We start from the raw sequence: 10,771 nt of genomic DNA, 5'->3' as shown, positions 1-10,771 counted from the left end.
CCCCCCGAAAGCTCAGCCATGCTAACCCCCTTTGTGCCCTTCGGCTGATAGTGGGCACGCTACCAAGATAGCAAAACCCCCGGCCCTTGTCAAGCCTTGTGCCGAGGATTACGTCAGATCATTCGCGCGGTGCAGGAGTCGAACAGCATAACCGGTCACGGTGGATTTCATGCCTTTGCCGCCCGGGGCACCGACCCGTCCCTATCCTGTCATCCCTCGGTCACGGGCGGGAGGGTGTGCCGACAGGTCGGATTGGTGCCGACTCCCTCGGCATGACGGGGTGGTGACGCGTGCCTCTGTGCCGCCTACCGCCTCGGCGCATCACCCTGCGGCTTCATGTCCACCGCCGCGCCCATGCGCACCAGCTCGTCGTGCAACATTTTGGCCTTCCGCATCGGAATGCCGTGTAGCAGCGTGACGGGCAAGCTGACCAGCATGTCCTTTACCTGGTTTCTCGGCAGCGCAAGCACCTGCTGCAGCCTGCCGATAAGCGGCTCCACCTGCGGACCCGGCGCGACGAGGATGAGGTCATAGGGCCGCGGGTCCTCCTCCAGTGCGATGCCCTTGGCCAGATGTTTCATGTGACCGGTCTCGGACGAGGCCAGCGGGATTTCGTGATCGCACTCTTCGCACAGCGCAACCTCGGTGCGCTCCGAGAACCGCTGGAGCGAGCCGCAGAAGCCGCACTTGACCTCTATCACCCGCAACGGCTTCCCGTCCTCCACGGCGACCCGGCGATGGCAGTTATCACACGTGAAGTCGCCAGCCGGCGGGGCTAAGAAATAGGTCTTCGAGTGGCAATAGGGGCACAACACTGGGACCCCGGGCACGTTCTTCGCCGCATAGAACTTCGTGCCGGAGACGATGAGTCCGATCGGCGTGACAGCCAGGATGATCCAACCCACCGTCGACACGGGACCTCCGCCGCCGTACCGACCGAACAGGAATCCGAGGAGAGCGACCACCAGACTGCCGATCAGCCAGTAGATGCCGGCCTCGATGTCCTTCTCCGCCACGTCAGAGCGTCGAATCGGTTCTGCCATAGCACACCGCCTCGTGAAGGTACAGCACAGATTCGACGGGATGAGGATTCCTCCCTTCGGCCCAACGCGGAAGGAGCAGAGCGGATTTTGCGGAACACTCTCTCGATGACCGGCTCAACGAAACGCTTCACCCTCCACGACTGCTTCACCAAGGACCTGTTCAAGCACCCGCTCCCAACGCATCCGCACTGGATGAAGGATGGAAAAACCCTTTGCTATATCCACACGGCGCCTGGGCGGGACTGCACCACGCTGTGGCAGTTGGACACTGGGAACGGCAAGCGCGAGCCGCTGATTGACGTGCAGAAGGTGCGCGTGCGGCCGAAGCGGCAGATGGGCATTGACAACTTTGTGTGGTCGCCGGACGAAAGGCTGCTGCTCCTGTGTTCGCAGGGTCCCGCGCGCATCTCAATGCCCGGGGTGTACTACCTGTACGAGCCCTCGAGCCAGACGCTTCGACGCCTGTGCGCTATGGGCAAGCCACAGCGGAACGGTAAGTTCTCGCCGGACGGCAAGAGCGTGGGATTTGTGCGCGGCGACGATCTGTGGTCGGTGGACCTGGCAACCGGTGAAGAGACACGGCTGACCGAACTCGCCAAACCCTCAGTGTACGTGGGTCGCTTCGGATGGGTGTACGAGGAGGAGCTGGGGCAGGTGGATGGTTGGAGCTACTCGCCCGATGGGAAGTGGATCGCCTTCTTCTTGGTTGACGAACGGAAGGTGCCAGAGTTTCAGTTCACGGACTTCACCCCGAAGCACCCTAAGCACGAGCGCATGCGATATCCGAAGGCAGGCGACCCGAACCCGGTCGTTCGCATCGGAGTGATCCCGGCGAAGGGTGGGTCGGTGCGGTGGATGGACACCGAGCACGAAGAAGACGGCTATCTGATCCATATGCAGTGGACTGAGGATGGGAAGCTCGTCGTACAGCGCATGCCACGGCTGCAGAACCGAATCGACGTACTGGTCTGCAACCCGAAGACGGGACGGTGTCGCGTGGCCTTCAGCGCTGCCGATGACCGATGGGTCGACAGCCCCGGCAAGTTACGCTTCCTGCGCGATAACGAGCACTTTCTCTGGATCGGAGAGGAGACCGGCTGGAGGCAAGTTTCGCTCTGTAGCCTACGAGATGGTGGTCGGCAGCCCATCACGCAGGGCAAATTCGACGTAGCCAAAGTAGAGGCAGTGGATGAGGACGAGGGCCTGGTGTACTTCACCGCTCAGTCGCCCTCGCCAATGCACATGAACCTCTTCTCGGTTCCGCTGAGCGGCGGCAAGGCCAAGCGACTGACCAAGGAGGATGGGTGGAACACCGTCTCGTTCTCCGATGACTCGCGAACCTATCTGCTGATGCACAGCACCATCAACAGCCCGCACTCGGTTACGGTCCGGAGCGCGTGGGGTCGGGAACTCGCGAGGCTCGTGGAGCCGCGCATCGAAACGCTGAGAGGCTACCGGTTGCAGGAGTGGGAGTTCGTGTCCTTTCGGACCAGCGACGGGGTGAAGCTCAACGGTCGTATTCTGCTACCCAAGGGCTTTCGAGAGGACAGAACGTATCCTGCCCTCATCTCGACCTACGGCGGGCCGCGCTCGCAGGTGTGCACGGATCAGTGGACGGGCGACTGGTTGTGCCAGTACCTGGCGCAAAGGGGATACGTGTGCTTCCTGTGCGACGGGCGCGGCTCCGGTGGGCGAGGGTCCGAGTTCGCGAAGTGCACGTACATGGACCTGGGGCGCTGGGAGGCGCACGATCAGATCGAAGGGGCGAAGTACCTCGCCTCATTGGGCTTCGTAGACCCGAAGCGAATCGCCATCTGGGGCTGGAGCTATGGCGGCTACCTCTCGTCTTTGAGTGCGCTGTTGGGAGGAGACGTTTTCGCAGCGTGCATGTGCGTGGCTTCGGTGACGCACTGGGAGTTGTACGACAGCGTGTACACGGAGAAGTTCATGCGGACGCCTGCGCAGAACCCCGAAGGCTATGCACGTAGCGGGCCGGAGGCTCACGCGGATAAGCTGCAGGGCGCGATGCTTATAGTGCACGGGATGGCGGACGACAACGTGCACTTTCAGAACTCGGTCCGTCTGGTCGAGGCGCTGCAGAAGGCCGGCAAGCAGTTCGAGACGATGTTCTATCCGGGGAAGAAGCACGGCATCGAAGGCATGCGTGAGCACATCTTCACCATGCTGGAACGGTTCCTTGCGCGCTCGATGTAGGTCTCCGGCCGAACCGACGACCCTGCACACCTAGCGATCTATCCGGGAGTCCAGAGTTTCTTCGATCTTTTCGGCCCGTTGCCCTTGACATCGGGAGAAAAGTGTTGGAGAATAGAGGGCGACGGAGACGAGGCCGCCGCTCACGGGTGGTTGGCCCACGGATGTTGTTTCTTGGCTTTGATTGAACCTGACACCAGTTGAGGTGTCGGTGTTTGAAGGAGAACCTGGATGAGAAGGTACTTGATCGCCGCCTTGGCGGCGGTGGCCCTGTGTCTGCCTTTCGCCGCGCGGGCAGCCGACTTTACGGTCACTTGGAATTGCTATGTGCTGGATGGGTCCCTCAGCGAAGACGCCTACGATACGTTCTCTGGCGTTATTCAGATCGGCCCCGATCGCATCTTCGACACCACAGTCAACTTCGTGTTGCCGAATGCTTTCGTCGGGAATGGGACTGGTCGATCCATCGGGTCCATCGTGATGGTGTGCGACGTATTCGCAGATCCTCGCGGCCCAGCCATCCACGACATTCGAGTCGACCTGTTGGGGCAGCTCGTTCCGGGTGAGAAGGCACTCAACCCGTATATCGCATGGACCGAACTGATCAAGGATATCTCGGATGCGAACAATCCGACGATCCTTGTGTCCGACTCGGGCGTTGATTACGTACAGCCCACATCGCGCCACTACGTATTCGACCGACCCACTCACGCAATCAGGATCAAGGAAACCTTTGTTCTGAGCGGCGTGACGTACACAGACGAGAACGGCAGAACCCTAATCGACGAGACCGCGCTCGCTGCGCTGACCCTGGTGGAGAAGGAACTGTCCTTCGTGCCAGAGCCGAGCCAGATCGCGGGTCTCGGCATGGCGTTGGCCACGCTAACCGCCGTGCTGAGACGACGTCGCAAGTGACCTCCTAATGGCATAAGTGTCCGAAAAGAGTGGTTTCGTGTGCAGTTGGCCGGGCGCCTAGCCCGGCCTTCATTCTTTTCGTGGGTTTGCGGTCTCAGCGTGGTTGTCCGACAGCCCTCTGCCGCTGCCGGCCGAGCCCGCCCTGACAACCTCGGGACCAAACCGAGGAATCCCTTTCTGAACCCGCCGCCCACCGTGCACGCGTGCGACCCAACTACCCAGACTCCGGACCACAGGTCGGCAAGAAGGGGATCCCTCACTGCGGTCGGAATGACAATCGGGGAAGAGAACTCCTTAGGCGTCGGACGCGCGAAGTAGGATGCCTCGCCGCTCGACTGCTGGGATCGGCCGGAGGAACATGGCAACGTCACCCGGCAGCCGCTGCACCAGCGCGATGACCCTTTCCGCGAGGGCGGGGGCCGCAGCGGACGGCAGATTCTCGAGGGAGCGGGCGCGCGAGCGCCATAACCGCTCAGTGCGCCGGGCCGCCAAAAAGCATCTGTGCGATCACGTAGGCCAGGTTCCCCAGGCCGGCAAGCAGAATTGCCGCGCCGGAGACGTGTCCGGCGTAGCGGAACAGCCGGTCCATGCGTTCGCGCAAGACCTTTGCCAGAGCTTCGGACATCAGGGCTGCCACGAGCAGCGTTACTCCCAGTCCGAGAGCGAACGCGAGGACCAACGGAACGGCAGCACCGAAGTGCCCCGTACCTGCCGCTGCCATAACAAGGGCCAAAGACCCGTAACAAGGGATCAATCCACCGGCCACTCCTAGGCCCAACGCCTCATTCCCCTTTTCCGCGTGCATCGGGCAGTGGCAGTCGGCGCCCTCCTCACTGGCATGCTTCAGCATCCGGCCGCCCAAATAGATGGTCAGTAGGGAACCGAGCGCGCGGACGGCGTCGGCCGTGCTGCCGGGCTCCAAGGCCGACCCGAGCAGTGCGACCGCAACGGCGATCAGAAAGGTCGCGGCGGCATGAGCGACCGTCACCGTCAGCGCGTACCGGAGCACGGAAGCCCGACTTCCCGTTAGGCCTACGGCGACAGCCGTGATGATGCTCCGCCCGTGTGCCGGCTCCAGCACATGCAACGCTCCCAAGAGGAACGCAGCAACCAGAGACATGCCGAGACGCAATTCGTGATGTGCATCCATCGTAGAAGTCCTCGCGGGGGCCGGTTCCTGCGGTAAAGCACCAATATACTCGAAACCGTACTTGGCGACGGCCTTGCCCGGCATAGGGAAAAACCGGATGGCGATGGGGGAGACAAGTGGATTCGGGGGCCCTAGCGTGCGCCTGACGCCGCGAAGGGCCCGGATGGTTACGGAGTATCTCCGGCGGCAGCTTCGGCTATCTCACCAGGTACGGCTGGAGCGCATCAGTCGCTGGCAGGTGACGGGGGAGCATGGTCGGCCCGGTGCACCGTTGGTCGGCGTGGCGCACGAGGAGGACGGCCCCTGCATTTTTCACACGCGCGCGCTGACCGTGGAGGACTTAGTGCACGAGATGCTGCACGTGCGCCATCCCGAGCTGAGCGAGGACGAGGTGAACGCGCGGACTGCCGTGATGCTGGAGCACATGGCGCACTGCGCCGAGTTCCGCACGACGCTACGGCGCCGACGGCTCGCCGACAAGCATACTTAGCCTCTAACGTCCTGCACAGGCTCCTACGGGCCATCGGGGCCCCTGCACGCTGACACCCTGCTCGCCGTAGCAGCCTGTCCCCATCCGGTGATAATGAACCATCTGCCCGGGGTCCCGCGCACTACGTCGTGGGGACCGGGGGCGCCAGCCGCCGAAGCGACACACGCTAGAACTTCTCCGTACTGCTACCAGGTCGTGGGGGCTTGCGCTCGTCCCCCGTCATTCCGAGCGAAGCGAGGAATCGCTTTCTCTCCCCCCTGCATCTGTTTGTGCGCTACGGGCCGCGGGCGGGAGGGTTCAGAGATATTCCTCTCTTCGCTCGGAATGACAAAACGGCCGTGCGAGGAGCGCAATTCGCTCGGAATGACAGGAGAGTCAACGCCAGGAGGAGGGTCATGGATCATCATAGACCGAGTGGGGAGCGTACCGTACAGCTCGTTGTACGACTATTTCGAACAGCGTCTGAGTTCCGGTGCCTGACAGCCCATCGCCACTGAGACAGCATTGGACCGATTGGCTTCCCAACTCCCAGCCCCTCGCCGTCAACAACGCGGGGCAGGTGCTGTGGATGGTCAACCCCCTGGACGGCAGGTGGTCCATTTGCCTCTACACCTCCGTCCCAGAGCCGGGGGGTGTGCCCCTGGTGGCCCCTTGCGCTGCTGCTCATCTCCATCGGATGGCGCAAGCGATCGAAGGGAGGAGGCGGCCTAGCAGCGTGAGCCTCGGGCCTAGCTCTCGGCCCGCTCCAGTTCTTCTTCGTCCGTCAACACGGGCAGTCGCTTCACACGCACCTTCGTGATGCGGCGGCCGTCGGTCTCTTTCACCTCGAACTGCCAGCCGGCGTCCTCGACCACTTCTCCTTGTGCCGGCTGGTGGCCCAGCAAACCGAAAACGTAACCGCCGATCGAGTCGAACTCCTCGGACTGCAGTTCCGAGTCCAGGTGGTCATTCACGTCGTCCAGGTTCATCCGCCCGTCCACGATGAAGGTGCCGTCGTCCAGCTGCACCACCATCGGCTCTTCTTCGTCGTATTCGTCCACGATTTCGCCGACGATCTCCTCGACGATGTCCTCGATGGTTGCGAGGCCGGCGGTACCACCGTACTCGTCCTGTACGATAGCGATCTGCGTCCTGCCGGTCCGGAACTCGCTCAGCAACTCGCCGATCTTTTTGTTCTCCGGTATCAGATAGACGGGGCGCATGATGTCGCGCAGGTTAACGTTTTGCGCTGCCTGCATGTGTTTCAGCAGGTCTTTGGCGTGAATGGTGCCGATGATCCGATCCACGGTCTCTTCGTAGATGGGGATACGACTGTGGCCGGTCGAGGAAACCAGTTCGGCGACTTCTGCGAGCGAAGCGTCAACGGAGATGGCGTCCATATCCGTTCTGGGTGTCATCACTTCACGGACCACGGTGTCTGTGAAGTCGAACACCGAGTGGATCATGTGCTTTTCTTCTTCTTCGAGGCCGCCTTCCGGGGTAGCGTCTAGCATGTCCCGGAGCTGCTCCTCCGTGACGACCTGGATAGGTGTGTACAGTTTGACACGGTACAGCGAGCAGAGCTTTCCGGCTAGCCACGCGCTGAGGGCTACTGGCAGTCCGAGAAGGACTCGAACGGCACGCAGGAGCCACGCACGGCGAAGAGCGCATCGCTCTGGGTTGGCGGCTCCGAGGCTGCGGGGTAGCATTTCGCCGAACACCATCATGAGCCCTGCAACCACTACGAACACCGCTAGATGCGCGAGACCGAGTGCATCTTGCTGCTGCAGTGTCGGCACGGCTTTGCGCAGCGCTTCGGCAATCCCTCCTCCAACGTACAGCACTCCCACTACCAAGCCTAGTGCGAGGAGCAGTAGCGATCCGAGGCGGACCGTACGGATGGAATGGTCCAGATGGTCGGTCAGGTCCTGAAGCGCCTTGGCTCCTCTTTGCCGCCGTTCACGAAGCTGTGCCGCGCGTGCCGGGCTAATCGAAGCCAGCGCTGTCTCCCCTTGCTCCAGTGCGAAGCGAAGAACCACCGATAGGATGACGAAGACGACCGCCAGCCAGAATTGGCTGCTTCGGCTCTCCGGGGTGCTGCTCTGGATACCGACCGAAAGCGGCAGCCATTCGGGTCGCAGTACGAGATACAGCGCGACAAGAACGACGAGTGCACCCACCGAGGATCCGAGTAATGATGATGGAGGTCGGTCCCCATTACTTCCGGCGGGCGTTTCGTTACTATTTGTTTCGTTCATAGATAAGATTTATCGAGCGCTCAGCCCGTAAATGATTGCTGCAAGCACGCTGCCGACGGTCGCTCCCAAGCCTACTTCGAAGAGCGAGTGAATGCCGGCCTCCCACCGGCTCTGCGCCACCAACAAGCCCAGCATTACGGCCAAGAGCTGAACGAGAATGTTGCCTTGGGCCAGGATCACGATGCCAATCGCGAAGAAGAAGCCCAGGGCAGAGTGACCGCTGATTAGACCGCCATGCCACAGGGACCCTCGCCTACCGAGCGCCTTGCCTATCACCACGAGAGCAAACACGACGAACACGCCGACCAGTGATTTGAGCGTGATCGCTTGGGGAATCTCGTTCGGCCGGAACAGCCTGCTGAGATCCACGAGGCGTGTGTCTCCGATGAAGAGCAGGGACCCTACCACGATGGCATTCACGGTCGTTATCAAGACGGCTCCCGCGGCGATGTCCTTGGCAAACTTCGCCATGGGATGGTATGTCGGTTGGACCAAATCCACTACGGCTTCGATGGCAGAGTTGAACATCTCGGCCATCAGAACCATGGAAATCGTAAACAACAGGATCAGGATCTCGCGGTAGTGCAGGTTGTAGAACATGCCGAGAACCAGCACGACCACGACGGTGTAGAAGTGAAAGCGCATGTGGCGCTGCGTGCGGAAGGTGTGGATAACACCCTCCAACGCTACGCGGAACGGCTCGAATGGGTTGTGACGCCGTCCTTTCACTCTGCGTCTCCCCTTGCCTCGACGGCGAACGAGTGCCCGAGGCGCATGGCAATCCGTTCGGCACGTACGATCATGTCCGCCGCCTCTTCCTCCGTGTGATCGTCGTGCCCGAGCAGGTGCAGCGTTCCGTGTAGGCCGAGCAAGACGGATTCGGTGACCAGCGAATGGCCACGGCTTTCCGCCTGTCGCTTGGCAGTATCCAGCGATATGACCACGTCACCGAGGAGGCGCGTTCCATCGGGGAGCGTAGCATCACGATCCTGCGGGAATGCCAACACGTCGGTCGGCGCATCCACGCCTCGGAACTGCTTATTCAATCTGTGCATCTCATCGTCGTCACAGATGAGGACACTCACCTCCGATCCCTCGACCCCTTCTTCGTGAAGCAACTCCAGCAGGGCGTGCCTAATCGGCGCCGACGGCAGGCGCCTCGGGAACCGGGACGTCATGGTCACCTTGTTCGCCACTACCTTCTTCCTCGATGGCCTGTCCATAGTCTATCCGGTTATGCCTCACAGCGGTCAGCGATTGCACGAACGCCGCCACGATCCTGCGCACATCTTTGAACGTGAGTTCGCACTCGTCCAGTTGTCCGTCTTCCACTCTGTCGGTCACCAAACTGCTGACCAGGTGCTCCAGACGTGACGGGCTGGTCTTCTCTTGAGATCGCGTTGCGGCCTCCACGATGTCGGCAAGCATCAGGATGCCGATCTCTCTACGCTGCGGCTTCGGCCCTTCGTAGCGGAAGTGCTGTTTCAACACGGGGTCTTCCTGACCGGCTGCGGCGCGATGATAGAAGTAGCTAATGAGGGTCGTGCCGTGGTGCTGAGCGATAGCCTCTCGGATTGCCTGTGGCAGGCGATGCTCTTCGGCCATCTGGAGCCCATCTTTCACGTGCGCGGCAATCACCCTTGCCGAGAGGTTGGGGGAAAGCGTCTCGTGTATGTTCCCTCCCGCTTGGTTCTCGACGAAGAACTCCGGGCGGTTCATCTTGCCGATGTCGTGATAGTACGCGCAAGCGCGTGCGAGCAGGGCGTTCGCGCCGATCGCCTTGGCCGCGGCTTCGGCCAAGTTTCCGACCATCACGCTGTGCGCCCATGTTCCGGGGGCGCGAACCATTAGCTCGTGCAGCAAGGCGTTCTCGGGTGAGCACAGCTCGAGGAGTCCCCAATCACTCGTGATGTCGAAGGCGCGCTCGAACACGGCGACAGATAGCCAGAAGAGCGCCATCGCCCCCACTCCGCCGATCACACCCCACGGTCCGACCTGCAGGGCATCCACGACGCTCGTTGCACTGATTGCCGCCGCGCCGATGCCGAGTGCGGTAAACGTGAGTGCGACAACGACCCCGGAGCGCAAGAGGTCCGACCGCTGCTTGAGCGGGTTGACCGCATAGGCCCCGGCGATCCCGGAGAGCGCAGCGGCTGCGAGGAAAGTGCTTTCCGCGACGCCGCCGATCCACACCAGCACCGTGAGCAAGGCGAGGCAGACCGCGGCGGTGCCCGGGCTCATCAGCGCACCGAGCAGCATTCCCGTCGCGACGAGCGGCGCCGTAGTAAGAAGTTGAAGCCCGTCGTCCGGGCGACCGGCAATGGCATACCGCGCGAGTTGCAGGCCGATGAGCGACAGCACCGTGACCGCGAAGATGACCCCCAAGCGCTTGCGCAGGCGCCGCGAGCTGAGGCGCTGATGGAACAGGTGGCTGAGCACCGCTCCCATTCCTACGAGCGAGAAGAGCGCGACGGCGACGGCTCGACCCACGGTCAGCTCGTACGGGAATGGTGCGAGGATCAACCCGCCGATCAGGACCCACGCGCCGATGGCCAAGATGACGTGTCTGGAGCTTCCCCGCATTGCTACGGGGTTGGATCGGGGTCGGGCAGGCGAAGGAGTGGGCTTACGGCGAATCATGAGTAGCTCCGCCTAACCTGCGATAGGGCGATGCGCAAAGGCGCAGTCAGAGAGGGTGAATGTGGGAACCAGTGAGGGGCGCGCG

At 62.0% G+C, this 10,771-nt stretch carries 9 protein-coding genes; 3 read left to right on the top strand and 6 right to left on the bottom strand.

All coding sequences use genetic code 11. From position 1 onward, the window contains the following. Positions 1 to 305: 305 nt before the first annotated feature. The gene (locus tag HRF45_00210) at positions 306 to 1,043 is read right to left on the bottom strand and encodes a hypothetical protein (protein MEP0764952.1); all 738 of its coding nucleotides are present in this window, start codon (positions 1,041 to 1,043) and stop codon (positions 306 to 308) included. A 105-nt stretch (positions 1,044 to 1,148) separates the two neighbouring features. Between HRF45_00210 and HRF45_00205 the strand changes: the two genes are divergently transcribed. Together HRF45_00205 and HRF45_00200 are read left to right on the top strand one after the other, a co-directional pair. Then, positions 1,149 to 3,257 carry a DPP IV N-terminal domain-containing protein gene (locus HRF45_00205; protein MEP0764951.1) on the top strand — a complete coding sequence of 703 codons (2,109 nt, stop codon included), beginning with the start codon at positions 1,149 to 1,151 and terminating at the stop codon, positions 3,255 to 3,257. Between the two features lie 228 nt (positions 3,258 to 3,485). After that, positions 3,486 to 4,169: a PEP-CTERM sorting domain-containing protein gene (locus tag HRF45_00200; protein MEP0764950.1), complete on the top strand. Its 684-nt coding sequence runs from the start codon at positions 3,486 to 3,488 to the stop codon at positions 4,167 to 4,169. Between the two features lie 472 nt (positions 4,170 to 4,641). Here HRF45_00200 and HRF45_00195 read toward each other — a convergent pair whose 3' ends face one another. After that, the gene (locus tag HRF45_00195; GenBank protein MEP0764949.1) at positions 4,642 to 5,319 is read right to left on the bottom strand and encodes a sulfite exporter TauE/SafE family protein; all 678 of its coding nucleotides are present in this window, start codon (positions 5,317 to 5,319) and stop codon (positions 4,642 to 4,644) included. 163 nt (positions 5,320 to 5,482) lie between these two features. On the opposite strand from HRF45_00195, the gene HRF45_00190 reads away from it, so the two are divergent. After that, on the top strand, positions 5,483 to 5,809 hold the full coding sequence (locus tag HRF45_00190; GenBank protein ID MEP0764948.1) for a hypothetical protein: 327 nt from the start codon (positions 5,483 to 5,485) through the stop codon (positions 5,807 to 5,809). 728 nt (positions 5,810 to 6,537) lie between these two features. Here HRF45_00190 and HRF45_00185 read toward each other — a convergent pair. The 4 genes from HRF45_00185 to HRF45_00170 all read right to left on the bottom strand — a co-directional run bounded on the left by HRF45_00185 (position 6,538) and on the right by HRF45_00170 (position 10,686). Further along, a complete protein-coding gene (locus HRF45_00185; protein ID MEP0764947.1) occupies positions 6,538 to 7,968 on the bottom strand; it encodes an HlyC/CorC family transporter in 1,431 nt (476 codons plus the stop codon). Between the two features lie 87 nt (positions 7,969 to 8,055). Beyond that, positions 8,056 to 8,775: a diacylglycerol kinase gene (locus HRF45_00180; GenBank protein ID MEP0764946.1), complete on the bottom strand. Its 720-nt coding sequence runs from the start codon at positions 8,773 to 8,775 to the stop codon at positions 8,056 to 8,058. Continuing rightward, the gene (gene ybeY, locus HRF45_00175) at positions 8,772 to 9,224 is read right to left on the bottom strand and encodes an rRNA maturation RNase YbeY (GenBank protein MEP0764945.1); all 453 of its coding nucleotides are present in this window, start codon (positions 9,222 to 9,224) and stop codon (positions 8,772 to 8,774) included. Before ybeY ends, HRF45_00180 begins: the two co-directional genes overlap by 4 nt. Then, complete coding sequence (locus HRF45_00170; GenBank protein ID MEP0764944.1) at positions 9,181 to 10,686, bottom strand: HDIG domain-containing protein; 1,506 nt, start codon at positions 10,684 to 10,686, stop codon at positions 9,181 to 9,183. Before HRF45_00170 ends, ybeY begins: the two co-directional genes overlap by 44 nt. Positions 10,687 to 10,771: the final 85 nt, after the last annotated feature.

It is taken from the genome of Fimbriimonadia bacterium (assembly GCA_039961735.1).
Lineage (GTDB): Bacteria > Armatimonadota > Fimbriimonadia > Fimbriimonadales > JABRVX01 > JABRVX01.
The sequence above is the reverse complement of the archived record's forward strand: the minus strand, read 5'-3'. Positions and strand labels throughout refer to the sequence as shown.

What these genes read in the sequence shown, in the direction of transcription:
- HRF45_00190 (MEP0764948.1), top strand. Translation starts at nt 5,483, where the DNA reads ATGGTTACGGAGTATCTCCGGCGGCAGCTTCGGCTATCTCACCAGGTA.
- HRF45_00170 (MEP0764944.1), bottom strand. Translation starts at nt 10,686, where the DNA reads ATGATTCGCCGTAAGCCCACTCCTTCGCCTGCCCGACCCCGATCCAAC.
- HRF45_00195 (MEP0764949.1), bottom strand. Translation starts at nt 5,319, where the DNA reads ATGGATGCACATCACGAATTGCGTCTCGGCATGTCTCTGGTTGCTGCG.
- ybeY (MEP0764945.1), bottom strand. Translation starts at nt 9,224, where the DNA reads ATGACGTCCCGGTTCCCGAGGCGCCTGCCGTCGGCGCCGATTAGGCAC.
- HRF45_00210 (MEP0764952.1), bottom strand. Translation starts at nt 1,043, where the DNA reads ATGGCAGAACCGATTCGACGCTCTGACGTGGCGGAGAAGGACATCGAG.
- HRF45_00200 (MEP0764950.1), top strand. Translation starts at nt 3,486, where the DNA reads ATGAGAAGGTACTTGATCGCCGCCTTGGCGGCGGTGGCCCTGTGTCTG.
- HRF45_00205 (MEP0764951.1), top strand. Translation starts at nt 1,149, where the DNA reads ATGACCGGCTCAACGAAACGCTTCACCCTCCACGACTGCTTCACCAAG.